We start from the raw sequence: 16,239 nt of genomic DNA on the forward strand, positions 1-16,239 counted from the left end.
CACGCACGCGCGCCGACCAGGCTGCCGCAGGCGGCTCGACGCACAGGTGAACGGCTGAGGCGCGCCGGAGCCGACCGGTCGACGACAGCGAAACCGCGGAGGAGCTGCCGCGTAGCAGCCGATGAACCCGCCCGATGGAGCGCGCAGAGCCGCGCGCCCGCGAGCTCGGGGCGCTCCGTGCCCGTCGTCACGACGGAGATGCGCCTTGACGATCGACGCACCGACAAGCCCGCGCCGCTGGGTTCGCGGCGCCATTCCCCAGGAGCTTTCTCATGTTTCGCAGCACGATGAGCATCACGGCCCTGAGCTTCGGTCTCTTCGCAGCGGGCGCGCCCGGCGACGCCATGGCGCACGGCAGCGGCGTCCACCGGCACGGCCAGATCTTCGTCATGACCAACGCCGGAGACGGCAATTCCGTGATGGAATATGACCGGGCGGCGGACGGCTCGCTCTCGTATGCCGGCACGTACGCGACCGGAGGGCTCGGCGCGCCGACCCGGCCGATCAACGCGCTCGGATCCCAGGGCTCGCTCGTCCTCAGCGACGACGGGACGCTCCTGTTCGCCGTGAACGCGGGCAGCAGCGAGGTGTCGATGTTCCGCGTCGGCCCGCACGGCCTGACGCTGCTCGACGTGGTCGACTCGGGCGGCGACTTCCCGGTGAGCGTCGCCTCGCACGGCGACCTGCTCTATGTCCTCAACGTGGGTGGCGAAGGCAACATCGCCGGCTTTGAAGTGAACCCGTGCGGCGAGCTCGTCCCGCTCGACGGGTCGAGCCGGGATCTCGGCCTCGGCGGCACGACACCGCCGTCGCTCGGCGCGACGCCGAGTCAGATCGGCTTCTCTCCCGACGGCGAGGTGCTGGTCGTGGCGGGCAAGGGGTCCAATCAGCTCCAGGTGTTCCCCATGAGCGGCCGCGGGCTGCCCAGCGACGCGCCGGTCACGACGATCTCCAGGGGCCTAGTCCCGTTCGATTTCACCTTCGATCGTCGCGGCCATCTCATCGTGGCGGAGGTCGGAGGCGACGGCATGCCCGCGACCGGCGACACGAGCGTGGTGTCCTCGTACAAAATCGGGTCCGACGGGAGCCTCGCTGTCATCAGCGATACGGTCGACACCTTCCAGCGGGCGACCTGCTGGATCGCCGGCGCCCCTGGGAGCCGCTATGTCTTCACGGCCAACACGGGCAGCAACACGCTCTCCGGGCTCCAGGTCGACGCGCGTGGCGCGCTGACGCTGCTCGACGACGGCGTGTCCGCCTCGTTCCCCACCGGAACGGCGCCGATCGACCTCACGATGACGCGCGACGGCCGCTTTCTGTACACCCTCAACGCCGGCGCCGGGACGATCGCGGCATTCCAGGTGAGCCGCGACGGCGGCCTGGTCCCGCGAGGCGAGGCGGGTGGATTGACGCCTGGAGGCGGCGCGCAGGGGATCGCTGTGAGGTGAGGCGACCCGACCCAGGTTGGACAACCCACCCAGGTTGGGTGAACCGGCGGCGGATCCTGGCCGTCGAGGACGGTGGCCCCGGCATTGAGGATCCCGGGCAGCCCTGACCAGGGGGTCGTCGGGTGCCGGGTCGACCGGTCTGGGTCTCGACATCGTCCGCCGCGTCGCCGCCACCACCGGCGGGAGCCTCGACGTCGGACACAGCCGTCTCGGTGGCGTGCGCGTCGCCCTCGTCTTCAGGCAGCCGGCGGAGGAGAAGCAGCCGCGCCGCACTGGCGCAGCAGGCACCAGGCCGAGGAGACCGGCCGCAAGGCGGCCAAGGAGACCTGAGCGTTATGGGGCGGACGTGCCGGTTCCGCCGAGGTCCTCGGGCGTCAGTTTCAGCGCCTCCGTGATCGCCAGGACGTCCTGGTACTCGCGCCAGCTCTTGATCAGGCCGTCGCGGACCCGCAGCACGCCGATGAGGGTCGTCGAGGCGCGCAGGCCGGTGGTGGTAACCGTCCCGCCGAGCTCGTATTCGACGACGATGACCTCGGGGTCGTCGGTCTGATGGGTGGCCAGCTCGCGGAACCTGTCGAAGCACACCGGCAAGACCGCGCTCCTGGCCTCGTAGAACGCCAGCCACGCCTCGCGGCCTTCGTGACGTCGCATGCCAGGAGGGGAGAACGGGGTTTCGACCACGATGTCCTCGGCCAGCAGTTCGGCCGGGAGGAGAGTGGGGCTGTCCCCGAAGAGTGCTTCCTGCATGCGCCGGTAGATCGTGAGAGGACCCGCGGCGCCGGTCGTCGACTGGGGCATGGTGGAGGCTCCTTGACAGTAAGATGAGTTTGACTCATCATCACCATGGTGAGTGCGACTCACTTTGTCAAGAACGGAGTGCCGATGGATCGAGACGGTGTGCCGCCCGCCGGCGGCGGTGCCGGTGAACGACCGGTTCGCGCCGACGCCCGCCGCAATCGCGCGCGCATTCTGGAGGCGGCCGAGGCGGTGTTCGCCGAGCAGGGTGCCACGGCCTCGACGGAGGCCGTGGCCGCGCGCGCCGGCGTCGCGATCGGCACCGTGTTCAGGCACTTCCCGACCAAACCCGAGCTGCTCAAAGCCGTGGTGATGAACCTGCTGGACCGGCTCATCGCTGAAGCCGACGCCATGGTCGGCGACCCTGACGCTGTCGCCGCCCTGTTCGAGTTCTGCGCCCGCGTCATGGAGATCGGCGCCCAGAACAGGGCCGTGTTCGCCCGACTCGCCGAGACCGGGGTCCAGGTCCGTGTCGGCGACGCCCTGACACGCCTCCGGCCCGCCGTCGATCTGCTGCTCGAACGCGCCAAGGAGGCGGGCACCGTCCGCGACGACTTGCTCCCCACCGAGCTGGTCGCCCTGCTCGCGGCGATCTGCCAGGAGGCGATGACCGACGAGTGGAGCGAACCGTTCCGGCAGCGCGCGCTGACCATCCTCTTCGACGGCATGCGACCGGCTGCGGCCGGAGAATCGATCGCTCGAGCGACCCGAGCGCGCCGATAGGCTTGGACGAGCTCGGCGTGGGTCGTGCCGCTCCTCCGCAAGAACGAGGCGGCGAGCGCCACCTTCGCCGACATCCTGCGCAGCGAGGGCATCCAGGACGGCGCCGCGGCGACCCGGCGACCCGACCCAGGTTGGGGCTGCGGTGCGGCGACCCGGCGACCCGACCCAGGTTGGGGCTGCGGTGCGGCGACCCGGCGACCCGACCCAGGTTGGGGCTGCGCTGTCATCAGCGATACGGTCGACACCTTCCAGCGGGCGACCAGCTGGATCGCCGGCGCCCCTGGGAGCCGCTATGTCTTCACGGCCAACGCCAGCAGCAACACGCTCTCCGGGCTCCAGGTCGACGCGCGTGGCGCGCTGACGCTGCTCGACGACGGCGTGTCCGCCTCGTTCCCCACCGGAACGGCGCCGATCGACCTCACGATGACGCGCGACGGCCGCTTTCTGTACACCCTCAACGCCGGCGCCGGGACGATCGCGGCGTTCCAGGTGAGCCGCGACGGCGGCCTGGTCCCGCGAGGTGAGGCGGGTGGATTGACGCCCGGCGGCGGCGCCCAGGGCATCGCCGTTCGGTGACGGTCGTTCCTCGGCGTCCAGGGTTTGCCGCCCTCGGCCAGCACGCCAGCCGGGGCGCGGCGCTCACGCGGCGCGGATCACCTCCTCCGCGGCGCGGCGCGGGCCGCACACGCCCTCTCGCTCCGGGAAGCCCAGCCGGAACGCGAAGGTGAGCTGCCGGTCGCCCAGGCCAAGCGCCTCGGTGAACGAGCGCTCCATTGCCGGTGCTCGTCCGAGCATACGCTCCCGGTCGATGATCTCCGGCACCTGGTTCAGCGGGTGCATCGCGATGCCGCGCGCGGTCGCCCAGAGATGCATGCGTTGCCACAGGCGCCCGGCGCGGAGCGTCGCGCCCAGGTCGTAGCGGTCGCGGACCGCGATGACGCCGATGGCGGGATCGCCGGCGAGATGGACCTCGCGGGTGACGCGGAGCCAGTCGTCGTGCATCTGCTCCGCCGACGGACGCGGCAGCAGCTTGACCGCCGCGGTGAGCAGCGGCCCCAGCCCCATCACATCGAGGGTCAGCCCGTCCCGATGGCTCGGTACCGCCTCCGGCGCCAGCCTGAACCACGCGTCGCTGTCCCGCACCATCGCCGCGTCGCGGACGATGGTCTCGGTGGCGCGCAGCGTATGAGCGGCGAAGCTCTCGCGCTGCTCGGGGCGCTCCAGCCAGACGATCTCACCGTCCGAGCCCGCTTCGCTCAGGCGCGAGAGCTCCTGGAGCGCCGATACCGGCACGCGCTGCGCCTGGTACGGGCCGCGGTTCGTGTGTCGCCGTGCGATGACCTCCGCGAGCGGGGACTCCGCTGCGCCTGGCTCGATCCGGACGCTCGCCACCCGGATCGCCCGCGGCGCCGCGCGCTCGAGGGCGCGCGATCCCTCCGGGTCGGAGCCCCGGAGATGACCGGCTTCGAGCTCGACATGGGGCGCCCATCCCATTGAACCCGCCGCGAGCGCCAGGTTCTCGATCGCGCAACCGAGCCCAATGTGCATCTCGCGCAGGAACGGATCCATGGTGCCGAGCGATCGAGACCTGTCCGAGAACACGTCGATGCGATCCGGGTGGACCTCGAACAGCCAGGGTTGCGTGTTGTGCGGGCTCGCGGCGAGCACCGCCGCGCGCACGAGCTCGGCGAGCTCGCCGCCGCGCTGCCCGCGGAACGCGGTCCAAGGCGCGAACGGCTCGCCCGTCCGAGCGTCGAACACACCCCGACCGGCCGCATACCAGCCCGCTCCCGCGGCCACGGCGAGCGTCGCGACGCCCTCCAGCAGGCGCCGCCGCGAGACCTTGAGTTTCCTCTCCATGATGCGCTCCATCCTCCAGAGGACGTCTGGCCGGGCTCCGCGAGCGACGGCCATGCGCATAGATTGAGGCGGTTCTAATGATTAGTACAAGATATCGCTCTACTATGATATATTAGTATACCTAATGCTCGAGGCGCTCCCCGACGACCTGAATCTCCTGCTCGCGCTTGACGTGCTGCTGCGCGAGCGGCACGTGACGCGCGCTGCGAAGCGGCTCGGCATCACGCAGTCGGCTGCGAGCCAGCGGCTCGGACGGCTGCGCGAGTTCTTCGGTGATGCGCTGCTCGCTCCGGGGCGGCCGCTGCTCGCCCTCACGCCGCGCGCCGAGGCGCTCGCCGATCCGCTGGCTCAGGCGCTCGCGAACCTGCGAGCGGCGGTCCAGGCCGGTGCGCCGTTCGACCCAGCGACGTCGGAGCGCCGCTTCGTGCTGCTCGGCAACGACCTGCTGGAGGCGGTTGCGCTGCCGCGGCTCTTGCCCATGCTGGCGCGCGAGGCGCCGTACATCACGGTGCAGGTCGACCGCGCCGAAGCGGACTTCGTGAGGCGGCTCGAGCGGGGAACGGCGGATCTGGCGTTCGTCCCGGAGTTCCTCGTGCCCCCGTCGTCACGACAGCTGCGCTTGCCGGAGGAGCGATTCGTGACGCTGATGCGCAGCGACCATCCTGCAGCGACACAGCGGCTGACCCTGGAGCGCTATCTGGAGCTCGGGCACGTGCTGATCGCTCCGCACGGCATGCCGGGCAGCCTGGTCGATCGCGCGCTGGAAGCTCGTGGGCGGCGCCGGAGGATCGTCGCGCAGGTCCAGCACTTCGTGACGGTGCCTTTCCTGATCGCGGCCTCGGACCTCGTGGTGACGTGTCCAGCGACCGTCGCGGCATTGTCGACGCCCTTCGGCCTACGCGCGGTCCGGCCTCCGGTCGAGCTCGGCGTGGACCGATCTTCGGCTGTCTGGCACGAGCGCGTGCACGACGATCCAGGCCATCGCTGGCTGCGCTCCTGGCTCAGCAAGGCGATCCGCGCGGGTGCGAGGGCCCGACCCCGAGGGCCCGACCCAACCAGGTTGACCCGACCCAGGTTGACCGGAAGGGCGACCCAGGTTGACCGGAAGGGGAAACCCGACCCAGCAGGTTGACCCGACCGCAGGGGTGGCTGAGCACAGTCCGACATGGCGCCGCCACCAGACGGCACGGGCAAGTACTTGAGATCGTTCACCGCAATCGCCGGCACGGCTCTTGGAGTTCTGCACGACCATGAGCCAGCCCCGCCAGATCGCGCCCGGCGCAACCTACCTGATCACCCGTCGCGTCCTGCGCCGGCATCTCCTCTTTCGCCCCGATGCAGCCATCACTCAGCTCTTGGTCTACGCCCTCGCGGTCTCGACCCGTCGCTACGGCATCAGCGTCCACGCGCTTTGCGCGATGTCGACGCACCTGCACCTCGTCGTGACCGATGCGAACGGCGTTCTGCCGCGCTTCCTGCAGTTCTTCCATCGCATCGTCGCGCTGGGCACGAAGGTGCTTCGCGCGTGGGAAGGGCCGGTGTGGGACCACGAAGCCACGAGCGTGGTGCGGCTACTGACACGCGCGGCGGTCGTGGAGAAGATCGCCTATGTCCTCGCAAACCCTGTGGCCGCTGGACTCGTCCCGCATGCGCATGAGTGGCCGGGCGCCAAGGTGAAGGTGGGCGAGATCGGCCTGGGCGTGTTGTGCGCAGCGCGTCCCGCCGCATACTTCGACCCGAAAAATCCACAGTGGCCGGAGGAAGCTACACTGTCACTCGCGCTGCCGCCGACCATCGACCATGACCGCGCGGAAGACTTTCGCCATGCCATCGCCGCCGAGCTCGAGAGGCAGGAATTGCAGGCGCAAGCGGAGGTGAAGCAGCAAGGGCGCCGCTTCCTTGGCGCGGAGCAAGCCGGCAAGGTCTCACCTCATGAGCGCGTCACGAGCCTCGAGGCGCCGCGCTCTGGCAATCCAACGTTTGCAGTCGGCCGCAAACAGGGCGACGCATGGCGCGTGGCTCGTGCCGCTGTGCGCGGGTTTCGCGCCTTGTACCGCGCGGCGCTCGATCGGTGGCGTGCCGGAGTGCGCAGCGTGGTATTCCCGGCAGGAACGTGGTGGATGTGCACGTTTCACGGCGCCAACACGGCCGATGTCGTGCTCACGGTGTAGGTGCTTCGAGGGTGGAAGGGTAGCGACAACCTGGGTGAGGTAGCGCGCGGCTCGCGGGTCAACCTGGGTGGCTCGGGTTGTTCGTGACGACAAACCCCAGCGCCTCCACGCTGGCGCGGGCGTCGCCGTCCCAGCCGAGCTGCGGATCCAGGCGAAGCTCGCCCGGCGCGAGCACGGCGGGCAGCGCCATCAGACCAACGAGCTCGACCGCATCGAGCTCCGCGCCGGTGTCGCCCGCGAACGGCGGACACAGTACGCGCCCTGCCGGCGCGAGCGCCAGCGCTGCGCGCAGCGGCTCGCCCAGCGTCGCGCGCAGCACGGCTAGATCGTTGCCGACGGCGGCTGGCGTGGCGACCGCCGGCCAGATCCAAACCGTGAAGCCGGGCAGGTCGGCCACGCAGACCGCCATCGCGCGCTCGGGGGGGAGCGCGCGGCCACGGGTGCCGAGGGGCGATGCCGCGATCGCCGCGACGATGAGCCCCGGCCGGGCGAGCGTCAATGCTGCGAGCCGACCGAGGTTGCGCTGAGCCGCCGTCCGGCGAGCGGCGATCGCGGCAAGGTGGTCAGGACGATCGTAAACGAGCTCGACCTCGCGCTGCATTGCCACGTGAGGCGATGTCTGCGCCGCCGCGGCGAGCGCCCGCTCGCGGGCATCGCCATCCGGCGCCGGCCTTCCCATCGCCGGGGGTGGGTCCATTTCCTCGATTTCCAGACGCTCCCGGAGCAGCTGCGCCACCCGCGAGGACAGACCCAGGGAGCCGAGCGACCAGGCGGCGGAGAACCAGTCCGCCGGCTCCGCGGGCGCGAGCGCCTCGGCCGACGCGCGATCCCAGGCGGCGAGCGCCTCTCCGAGCGGAAGGCCGAGCGCGCGGAAGAGCGCGCCCGCCTCGTCGAGCGCCGCCGCCGCGCCCGGATCGCCGAGATCCCGCCGCGCGCGCCCGATCGCCCTCGAAGCGTAAGCGACCCAGGTTCGGAGCGGCGGCGCGGCGCGCTCGGCAATGTCGCGGGCGGAGGTCGCCAGCGCGAGGGCGTCGTCGGCGCGGCCGAGCTCGAGCGCAAGCTCCGAGAGGAACGTGAGGGCGCGCGCGCGGCCGAACGCGTCGCCGAGGCGCGCGCACAGCCACTCCTGTCGCTGGAGCGGGGCCCGGGCGCGCTCCAGGGCGCCGAGGCCGAGCGCCGCCGCGCCGAGCTGGCCGCAGGCGATCGCCTCGCCCACGGAATCGCCGCGGCGGCGGTGGAGCTCGGCCGCGTGCTCGAGCAGCGCCTCGGCCGCGCCGTGCGCGCCGAGGGTCACGTAGAGCGTGCCGAGCGAGTTCAGGATCTGCGCGCGCTCGCCGAGGAACGGCTCCGAGCGGCGCAGCGCCGACAGCAGCGTGCGCTGCGCAGCCGCCGCGTCGCCGAGGAGCCGCTCGGCCGTACCGCGGTAGTGGGCGGCGACGACGGCGGCGCGGCGGCCGGGATCGCCTGCGGCCGCGACGGCGTCGAGCTCCGCGATGGCGGACGCACAGGCCGATCGTACGTCGCGGCGCAAGCGCGCGAGCGCCGCCTCGCACCGCGCGAGGTCACGGGCCTCGGTGGCCCCTTCTCGGTCGAACGCGGCGACAGCGCCGTCGAGGTGCAGGACGGCGGCGTCCAGCGCCCCCTCACGCAACGCGAGCGCGCCGCGCCCAAAGCCGAGCGCCGCCGCGACGAGCGGGCCGCCATGAGGCGCCGCCGCCGCAGGATCGCGGCCGGCACCGAGGAGCGCCTCGACGCGGTCGAGCTCGGCGCGGACCTCTGCGCCCGGCGCGCTCCGCAGCAGCCGCGACAGCGGCGACACGCTTTCGAGCGGATCAAGCGGGAGCACCGCGCTCCTCCACCCCCTCGCCGCGCGCCCCGCGCGCGAGCCCGTGCAGCGCCGCCTTCACCGCCTCGATCGAGAGCTCCGGCCAGGCGGCGCGGATGCGCGCGACGTGCGCGGTCACGTGGGGCGCAGCGAACGACGTGCCGGTCCAGCGCCGCTCGCCGCCGCCGGGCGCGGGCGCGAGCACGTCGTCGCCGGGCGCGAGGATCTCGTGGTCGAGCGTGAGCTCGCTCCGGAGCGCCTCCGGGTCCTGGAAGGCCCCTCTACCGACGCCGATCAACGACTTGAAGCGCCCTGGATAGGTGCGGAACGCCGCCGCGTTCGGGCCGGCGGCCACGAGCACGACCTCCGCGGTGTAGGCGGCGTCCGCGACCTCGTAGAGCTCGACCAGCGAGCGGTAGTCGCCCGGGCGGAGCGGCGCGTTCTTCGGGATGTCGATGCCGAGGCTCAGGTTGACCACAGAAAATCGCTCGCCGACGCAGAAGCGCAGCGCGGCGACGAGCCCGTCACGCGAGCACCGCCCGTCGTCGCCGAGCGCGCGGACGCTCGTGATCTCGGCCGCGGGCGCCATGCGGTGGACGATGCCCGCGCACGCCGTCCCGTGCCCGCTGAGATCTCCCGGAGCGCACGGCGCGACCCCGTACGCGCCGCCGCCAGCGCCGCGCTGGACCAGGGCGACGTGCCGCAGCGCCGCTGCGCGCAGCGCGGGGTGCGAGGCATCGACGCCGGAGTCGATCAGCGCGACGCGCACGCCGGCGCCGCTTCGCGAGCTCGGGCGTGGCGCACCGTGGAGTTCGCCGCCCGGTCCTGCCGGAGAAGCCGTGGTCACGCGGAGCTCCCCTCCCCTGCGGAGGCCGGCGGCCCTGCATCGCCGGCGCCGCTCGCGTAGGCGTCGATCCGCGCGAGGAGGTCGAGGGCCAGGCGGGCCTCCGCCTCGCCGCGCTCGGCGAGCCTCCCCACCACCGCAGCGAGCTCCAGGCGGCGGCGGTACTCGGGCGTGAGGCGCAGCGCGTGGATGTGCCGCTCCAGCGCCGCGCGGAGCGAGGTCGGCGGCGGTGCCGCTCCTTCCGGGATGGGAGGCTCCGCGCCCGACGCTTCTCGCCGGCCCGGCCCCGCCGCCGGCTGGCCTGGCGCCTGCGCGAGCAGGTCGGGCATCGCGCGCGCGAAGAGCTCGAAGACGACGCGCTCGGTGCGGAACGACTCCACGGTGAGCGCGAGGACCTCGGCGAGCCGCTCGGCCATGTCGAGCTCCCGCCCTCCGAGGGGCGCCCCGTGCGAGAGCAGCGCGGCGCCGCCAACGATCGCGTCGCCGACGCGGATCGGCACGAAGATCGCGGACGTCGGCGCGGCGCCTAGGAGCGGCCGGAGCGGCGCGATCATCGGATCGCCGTCGGACAGCTCCACCGCGTGCCCGCCGCCGCCACCGAGCAGGTATGCGAACGGGGTGCCGCTCGGCGGCAGCTCCGCGCCCGGGGCGCGGAAGCCGACCGCGTCGGCGACGACAGGGACCGTGAGCCGCCCGAGCGTTTCCATCTCGAGCGCGACGAGCGCCTCCGAGCACGGCATCGCGAGGCACGCGAAGCGCAGGTGCTCCCCGAGCCCGCGCACCCGCGCCTCCACCGCGCCGAGGAGCGCCGCCGACTCGACGGTCGAGAGCAGGTCGCGGAGGCGCGCCGTGAAGGGCGCGAGCGGCGAGCGCAGCGCGTGCGGGTGGGGCGGGAGGGCCCGCGCCGGGGCGGGCGAGACACCCGGCGCGGAGCGGTCGGCGAGCGGCATGGGCCGCCGATGCTACCGCCGGACCGCGCCGGAGCGAACCGCCATGACATCCGTGAGATCCGGTTGACGTACCCAGCTCCTCTCCTAGCATGCAGTGACATGCGGCGATTCGGCTGTCCGGCGCACCGTCCGAAGCGTCCGTCCGCGCGCACGGCCGTTCGAGCGCGATCCACGGCCGCGAGGCCCCTCGATCCGGCGCGGTCGCGATGAGCCCGCCCGTCCGCGAGGGGCGGCGTCGCCTCGCCGTCATCCTGTGGGGTGTCCTCGGTGTCGTGGCCGTGCTGGTCGAGGCCCTCTGTCGTCTCGGCGCGACGGCGGCGCGCATCCTGACGGTGCATGCGCTCACGACGGGACAGCTCGTCCTGCTCGCGGCCTGGACGGTCACGATCGCCTACTTCGAGGGGTACCGCGGCTTTCAGCAGCGCTTCTCGCCGCGGGTCGTCGCGCGCGCGCTCCACCTCGCCGAGCACGGGCGGCCCCTCCACGTGGCGCTTGCGCCGCTCTACTGCATGGCGCTCCTCCACGCGACGCGCCGCCGGCTGATCGCGACGTGGGCGCTCGTCGCAGGCATCGTGGCGCTCATCCTGCTCGTGCGGCAGATGCCCCCGCCCTACCGCGCGATCGTCGACGCAGGCGTCGCCTTCGCGCTCGCCTGGGGGGCCGTATCCATCCTCGTTTGCCTCGCGCGAGGGCTCGCGGGCCGCCCGCTGGGAATCTCGGCGGACGTGCCCGAGGAGCCGCGCCGCGCTGCCATCGACGCCGAGCATCTCGCCCGCCAGGCCGCGCGGGCAGGCGGCCCCTGCGATCCGTGACCTCCGCGCGCGAGCGGGGTGACCGCGCGCGCCTTCATCAGCCTGCCGCCGGGCTCGCGGACCGCTGCAGCGCCTCGGCCAGAAGCGACCGATAGAGCGGCGAGCTCTCGCGGAGGGATTCGTGCGTGCCCACCGCCGCGACCCGACCGCCGTCGAGCAACACGTTGAACGTCGACCTGAGGAGGTGCGGCGCGTGGGTCACGACGATGGCCGTGCGCCCGGCGGCGACCTCGCACGCCGTGCGGAGGACCGCCTCGGCGGTGGCGCCCGGCAGGCCCGCCTCCGGCTCGTCCAGCACGAAGACCCGCGGCTCGCGCAGCAGCACCCGCGCGAGCAGCAGCCGCCGCGCCTCACCGCCCGACAGGCTCGGCGGTGAGGCGCGCACCTCCGTCGCGAGGCCGCGCGCGAGCCGCGCCTCGCCCTCCGCCGGCGGCGCGCCTGCGAGCTCGTCGAGCTCCACGCGGCGGAGCGCCTCGCGCATGCGCTCCTCCGTGGGCGCGGGATCGAGGCCGAGCGCCAGGTTGTCCGCGATGCTCCGCTCGAACAGCCGCGTCGATTGCCCCACCACGCCGAACAGCCGCGGGAGCTCCTCGGGCGGGATCTGCCGCAGATCCACGCCGCCCACGGCGATCGCGCCCGACGACGGATCGTCGAGGCGCAGGAGCAGGCGCAGGAGCATCGACTTGCCGCTGCCGGAGCGACCGCAGACGCCGACCACCGCTCCGGCGGGGATCGAGAGCGACACGCCGTCGAGGACGGGGCGGCTCGCGCCCGGCGGCGTGAACGTGACCCCCTCGAAGGCGATCGACAGGGGGCGCCTCGCCTCGCCGTCGAGGTGCATCGCGAGGCCGCCGGAGGGACGGGGCGGGTGCTCGGGCAGGCGCAGCAGCGCGAGCGTCGCGCGCAGCAGGGGGGCGCGCTCGATGAAGCCGGCGCGGAGGGCGTCGAGCGCCTCTAGGCGCGCCATCAACAGCGGCACCACGAGCAGGAGCTCTCCGACCTCCCCCGCGCCGGCGCCCCCGCGGGAGGCCGCGAGCGCAGCGACGATGACGAGCGGCGAGAGCGCCGCGAGCGTGCCCTTGATCTGGCCGGAGACGGCGAGCGCCTGGCCGAAGCGGCGGCGCGCGTCCGCGACCCGGCGCGCGGCCACGGCGAGCTCTCCCTCGGCCTGGGCGCGCGCGCCGAGCAGGCGAAGGTCCTCCGCTCCCGCCAGCGCCTCGCCTACCGCGCCGAAGACGGCCGTGTCGGCGTGCTGCATCTCCCGCATCGCCCGCGCCACGCGGCCCGAGGCCCGGTCCGCCGCGAGGCGCGAGGCCGCGAACAGCGCGGCGCCGCCCGCGAGGACGAGCGCCATGCCGCTCGAGACCAGCGACCCGGCGAGGACCGCGAGCGTCGCGAGCGCCTGGGGCAAGCCGGTCGCGACGGCGATCGCGAAATCGGCGACGAGGCCGGCGTCCCGCGCGATCGCGAGCCGCACGACCTCCGCGCCCCGGACGGGCGGCGCGGGCCCGGCGCTCGGCGGCCGCGGCGCGGGCCCCGCCGCCTGCGCCGCGATGAGCGCGCGCCCGGCGGCGTCCACGTCGCGGGGCGAAGCGAACAACGCTGCCCGGAAGAGCGCGACGCGGAGCGCGGCGGTGAGGTCGCCGCCGAGCTCCGAGCTCTTCCGGCCCGAGAGCACCGCCAGGGAGGCGGACACGAGCGTGGCGCCGAGCGCGGCGAGGACCGCGGCCGCCGGCGGTGCGCCGGCGAGCAGCCGGGCGAGGGCGCCGCCGATGCCGCCCGAGGGCGGCGCCTCGCGCCCGGCGACGGCGCCGAGGGCCACGCCGGCGATCGCCGGGAGCAGGCCGGACAGCGCGCCCGCGAGCGACGACCACGCCACGACGAGGGCGAGGCGCGCGGCGGCGCTGGACGAGGCACCGCGCAGGCCTCCCGATGACGACGACATGGGCGGTGCGCCCCCCTCGCGCAGCGAGCGAAGACCGATCCGCAGGATCGCGAGGAGCGCGCGCATCGACGTGCGATGCCACGGTACACTGCCGATGCCGTTGCGCGCGACGCGCATTCGATCGACCCTCTCCTCGTGCGTACCGCGGTCGTGGTCCTGCTTCCGCTGCTCGCGGCCTGCGAGCGCCCGCCGCCCGCGCCGCCGGCGGGGACCGACGCGGGGGCGCTCACCCCCTGGACGCGCGGCGTCGCTGCGTCGCTGGACGACCGCGGCGCCCGCCTCCGGACGGACAGCGCGCCGGCGGTGGGCTCCGTCGAGCCAGACGCGCTCGAGGAGATCCTCGCCGCAGCGCGGGAGGCCGCCCCCAGGCCGGCCGATGGCGTGAGCGTCGAGAAGATCGGCACCAGCACAGGCCTTCCAGCGCCCTCCGCGCTCCCGCCGGAGCCGGCGCCCGCCCCCGCCCCTGCCCCCCGGTCGCGCGTCGAGATCGGCGCGCCCATGGTGCAGGCCAACATGTCGAGCCCGGCGATCGAGAAGGCGGCGCGGGCGCAGCTCTACTGGGACCTCGTGCAGCGCTGCCGCGGCCCGGGCGGGAGCCTGCTGCCGCCTGACGCCATCCGGGTGGAGTTCAACGTCGACGCCGAGGGCTATATCGTGGTGCCGACGATCATCGGGAGCGCGTCCGACCCCCGGTACGACGAGGCGGCCACCTGCATGCGGCGGGAGCTGTCGGGCGCAGCGTTCCGCGCGCCGGCGGGCGCGCGCGGGCTCCCAACCCGGGTCGACGCCACCGTGCCTTCAGTTGACTGAGCCGGAGCGCCTCCGGGGGGCGTGCTGGCCGCCTGCCGCGGGCTACCCACCCCACCGGGCTGCCCACCCCCGGCTGCCCACCCGGCTGCCCACCCAGGTTGGGTCATCCGACGCCCCAACCCGGGTCGGGTCCACCGGCCACGCCCCAACCCGGGTCGGGTCCACCGGGTCGCCCAACCCGGGTCGGCTCGCCGGCTGCCCACCCAGGTTGGGTCATCCGACGCCCCAACCCGGGTCGGGTCCACCGGGTCGCCCAACCCGGGTCGGCTCGACGCCCCAACCCAGGTCGGGTCCACCGGCCCACCCCCGGCTGCCCACCCAGGTTGGGTCATCCTGGCTACGCACCCCGGGCTCGGGCTGCCCACCCAGGTTGGGTTGACCCAGACCCCCAACCCGGGTCGGCTCGACGCCTCAGTCGAGGCGTGAGACCCCGAGCGACCGCATGAGCGCCCGCTTCTTGTCCTGGTGCTCGTGCATCCGGCGCAGGACGTCGACCACGAAGGTGACCGTCGCGACGATGTTCTCACCCTGGTTGAGCATCACGCACTCCGCGCGCGAGCTCATCGCCGCGTCCGTCACCTCCCCGCGGGTCGGCACGCCGGTCTTGTTCAGGCTCTCGAGCACCTGCGTCGCCCAGATCGCGGGGACCAGCGCGGCCTCGCAGAGCCACAGGAGCTCCTCCTGGACCTCCGCCAGCCGCATGAACCCCATCTCGACGGCCATATCGCCGCGCGCCAGCATCACCCCCACGTTCTCGCTGCGCATCGCCGTGAGCAGCAGCCTCGGAAACCGCGCGAACCCAGGCGTCGTCTCGATCTTGAGGACGATCCCCAGGTGAGCGGCCTCGCGCGCGCCGAGCTCCGCCTGAATGCGCTCCACATCGGAAGGAGACCGAACGAACGAGAGCCCCACCATGTCCGCGTGGCGCGCGATGAAGCCGAGATCCTCCAGATCCTTCGGCGTGAGCGACGGGATCCCGAGCTCGGTGTCCGGAAAGTTCAGGCCCTTTCCTGGCTTCAGCTTCACGGAGCCCTGGCGGGCGAAATCCACCTCCACGAGCGCGGCCCCCTCGGTCACGAGCTTGACCGTGCCGCCGAGCCGCCCGTCGTCGTAGAACACCCGGTGCCCGGGCCGGAGGTCGTCGACGACCTCCGGGATGGTGCAACCGAGCGCGAGCACCTCCCCTGCGCCGGTGCTGCCCGCCGAGGGGCGCGCCCGCTTCACGTCCTTGCAGAGCCAGAGCCAGGGCCGCTCCCCCGGCTCGGACAGCGTGATGCGCGCCGGATCCCCGTCGATCTTGCTCACCCGCGGGTTGGGCCCGGCGATGTCGCAGAGGACCTTGCACCGGACCCCGGTCTCCCGTCCTGCCTCCCGGAGCCGCTCGATGAGCCCAGCCCACGCGCCCGCGTCCTCCTTCGCGCAGTTGATCCGCGCGACGTCCATCCCGCCCTCGAGCAGCCGCTTCAGCTCGCCCTTCCGCGCGTCCCCGGGCAGCGTCACCATCACGCGCGTCGTTCGCCCCTGGCGCCCCTCCCCGAGCAGCGCCCGCGCGTGCTCCTCGAGCAGCGCGCCCCCCGACGCGAACGTGGTCGGCGACTCGCCGGGGGGCCGCACCACGGGGCGCCGCGCGAGCGCGTCGAGCGCGCCGCGCACGGCGTCGAGGGAGGCCAGCGCGCAGCGCTCCAGGCGCCCCAGCGAGCTCAGCCCGAGCGACGCGAGCTGCCGTTGCAGTTCGCGGATGTCCTGCTGCCGGACCGCGAGGTAATGCAGCAGGTTCGTCGCTCCCGCTCGGTGCTTCGGGTGCACCGCGTCGATCAGGTGCCGGTTGCGCTGCTCGTGCTCGATGGCGCTGGCACGCAGCGCCTCGACGGCGGCGAGGGCGCGCTCGACAACCTGCAAGTCGGGATAAACCATGGCGCGATCTCCGGGCTCCGGCGCGCGGACCCTCACGTCCGCTGCAGCGCGACGCGCGGCGCGCGCCGCGCGCCGCGACGATGAGTCCAGCATCGCGCGCAAGACCAGTCCAGCGCCCGACGCCGGAAGAGCGCGGGCGAGG

At 73.6% G+C, this 16,239-nt stretch carries 14 protein-coding genes; 7 read left to right on the forward strand and 7 right to left on the reverse strand.

The genetic code is table 11. The features are described from left to right. The first annotated feature begins 272 nt into the window (after window positions 1-272). Entirely contained in the window at window positions 273-1,448 is a 1,176-nt protein-coding gene (locus POL72_RS06230) for a lactonase family protein (RefSeq protein WP_272094097.1), read from the forward strand. Between the two features lie 333 nt (window positions 1,449-1,781). Here POL72_RS06230 and POL72_RS06235 read toward each other — a convergent pair whose 3' ends face one another. Continuing rightward, complete coding sequence (locus POL72_RS06235) at window positions 1,782-2,246, reverse strand: nuclear transport factor 2 family protein (RefSeq protein WP_272094098.1); 465 nt, start codon at window positions 2,244-2,246, stop codon at window positions 1,782-1,784. An 84-nt stretch (window positions 2,247-2,330) separates the two neighbouring features. On the opposite strand from POL72_RS06235, the gene POL72_RS06240 reads away from it, so the two are divergent. Beyond that, window positions 2,331-2,966 carry a TetR/AcrR family transcriptional regulator gene (locus POL72_RS06240; protein ID WP_272094099.1) on the forward strand — a complete coding sequence of 212 codons (636 nt, stop codon included), beginning with the start codon at window positions 2,331-2,333 and terminating at the stop codon, window positions 2,964-2,966. A 24-nt stretch (window positions 2,967-2,990) separates the two neighbouring features. After that, window positions 2,991-3,542, forward strand: a complete 552-nt coding sequence (locus POL72_RS06245; protein WP_272094100.1) for a beta-propeller fold lactonase family protein — start codon at window positions 2,991-2,993, stop codon at window positions 3,540-3,542. Window positions 3,543-3,605: 63 nt separating this feature from the next. Here the strand turns inward: POL72_RS06245 and POL72_RS06250 are convergent, their stop codons facing one another. Then, window positions 3,606-4,826, reverse strand: coding sequence for an Acg family FMN-binding oxidoreductase (locus POL72_RS06250; RefSeq protein ID WP_272094101.1), 1,221 nt, complete (start codon window positions 4,824-4,826; stop codon window positions 3,606-3,608). Window positions 4,827-4,950: 124 nt separating this feature from the next. Between POL72_RS06250 and POL72_RS06255 the strand changes: the two genes are divergently transcribed. Both POL72_RS06255 and POL72_RS06260 read left to right on the forward strand, forming a co-directional pair. Then, window positions 4,951-5,958, forward strand: coding sequence for a LysR family transcriptional regulator (locus POL72_RS06255; protein ID WP_272094102.1), 1,008 nt, complete (start codon window positions 4,951-4,953; stop codon window positions 5,956-5,958). Window positions 5,959-6,076: 118 nt separating this feature from the next. Beyond that, complete coding sequence (locus tag POL72_RS06260; RefSeq protein WP_272094103.1) at window positions 6,077-6,997, forward strand: transposase; 921 nt, start codon at window positions 6,077-6,079, stop codon at window positions 6,995-6,997. Between the two features lie 58 nt (window positions 6,998-7,055). Here POL72_RS06260 and POL72_RS06265 read toward each other — a convergent pair whose 3' ends face one another. The 3 genes from POL72_RS06265 to POL72_RS06275 form a co-directional block, all read right to left on the reverse strand. Then, the gene (locus POL72_RS06265; protein ID WP_272094104.1) at window positions 7,056-8,843 is read right to left on the reverse strand and encodes a hypothetical protein; all 1,788 of its coding nucleotides are present in this window, start codon (window positions 8,841-8,843) and stop codon (window positions 7,056-7,058) included. After that, window positions 8,830-9,591 (reverse strand): S8 family peptidase, encoded by a 762-nt coding sequence (locus tag POL72_RS06270; RefSeq protein WP_272094105.1) that lies wholly within the window; start codon window positions 9,589-9,591, stop codon window positions 8,830-8,832. The genes POL72_RS06265 and POL72_RS06270 overlap by 14 nt, the downstream gene beginning before the upstream one ends. Before the next feature lie 74 nt (window positions 9,592-9,665). Further along, window positions 9,666-10,616: a hypothetical protein gene (locus POL72_RS06275; protein ID WP_272094106.1), complete on the reverse strand. Its 951-nt coding sequence runs from the start codon at window positions 10,614-10,616 to the stop codon at window positions 9,666-9,668. A 206-nt stretch (window positions 10,617-10,822) separates the two neighbouring features. Here POL72_RS06275 and POL72_RS06280 point away from each other — a divergent pair, with 206 nt between their 5' ends. Then, window positions 10,823-11,428 (forward strand): hypothetical protein, encoded by a 606-nt coding sequence (locus POL72_RS06280; RefSeq protein ID WP_272094107.1) that lies wholly within the window; start codon window positions 10,823-10,825, stop codon window positions 11,426-11,428. Between the two features lie 37 nt (window positions 11,429-11,465). On the opposite strand, the gene POL72_RS06285 is transcribed toward POL72_RS06280, so the two are convergent. Then, window positions 11,466-13,490, reverse strand: a complete 2,025-nt coding sequence (locus POL72_RS06285; protein WP_272094108.1) for an ABC transporter ATP-binding protein — start codon at window positions 13,488-13,490, stop codon at window positions 11,466-11,468. An 18-nt stretch (window positions 13,491-13,508) separates the two neighbouring features. Between POL72_RS06285 and POL72_RS06290 the strand changes: the two genes are divergently transcribed. Then, window positions 13,509-14,183 (forward strand): hypothetical protein, encoded by a 675-nt coding sequence (locus POL72_RS06290; protein ID WP_272094109.1) that lies wholly within the window; start codon window positions 13,509-13,511, stop codon window positions 14,181-14,183. Window positions 14,184-14,594: 411 nt separating this feature from the next. Here the strand turns inward: POL72_RS06290 and POL72_RS06295 are convergent, their stop codons facing one another. Further along, window positions 14,595-16,097, reverse strand: coding sequence for a pyruvate kinase (locus tag POL72_RS06295; protein ID WP_272094110.1), 1,503 nt, complete (start codon window positions 16,095-16,097; stop codon window positions 14,595-14,597). Window positions 16,098-16,239: the final 142 nt, after the last annotated feature.

Source organism: Sorangium aterium, from assembly GCF_028368935.1.
In the GTDB taxonomy this organism is placed as follows: Bacteria; Myxococcota_A; Polyangia; order Polyangiales; family Polyangiaceae; genus Sorangium; species Sorangium atrum.

Bases quoted from the DNA above. Each gene is read 5' to 3' on its own strand.
- POL72_RS06230 (WP_272094097.1), top strand. From the start codon at position 273: ATGTTTCGCAGCACGATGAGCATCACGGCCCTGAGCTTCGGTCTCTTC.
- POL72_RS06235 (WP_272094098.1), bottom strand. From the start codon at position 2,246: ATGCCCCAGTCGACGACCGGCGCCGCGGGTCCTCTCACGATCTACCGG.
- POL72_RS06240 (WP_272094099.1), top strand. From the start codon at position 2,331: ATGGATCGAGACGGTGTGCCGCCCGCCGGCGGCGGTGCCGGTGAACGA.
- POL72_RS06250 (WP_272094101.1), bottom strand. From the start codon at position 4,826: ATGGAGAGGAAACTCAAGGTCTCGCGGCGGCGCCTGCTGGAGGGCGTC.
- POL72_RS06255 (WP_272094102.1), top strand. From the start codon at position 4,951: ATGCTCGAGGCGCTCCCCGACGACCTGAATCTCCTGCTCGCGCTTGAC.
- POL72_RS06260 (WP_272094103.1), top strand. From the start codon at position 6,077: ATGAGCCAGCCCCGCCAGATCGCGCCCGGCGCAACCTACCTGATCACC.
- POL72_RS06275 (WP_272094106.1), bottom strand. From the start codon at position 10,616: ATGCCGCTCGCCGACCGCTCCGCGCCGGGTGTCTCGCCCGCCCCGGCG.
- POL72_RS06280 (WP_272094107.1), top strand. From the start codon at position 10,823: ATGAGCCCGCCCGTCCGCGAGGGGCGGCGTCGCCTCGCCGTCATCCTG.
- POL72_RS06285 (WP_272094108.1), bottom strand. From the start codon at position 13,490: ATGCGCGTCGCGCGCAACGGCATCGGCAGTGTACCGTGGCATCGCACG.
- POL72_RS06295 (WP_272094110.1), bottom strand. From the start codon at position 16,097: ATGGTTTATCCCGACTTGCAGGTTGTCGAGCGCGCCCTCGCCGCCGTC.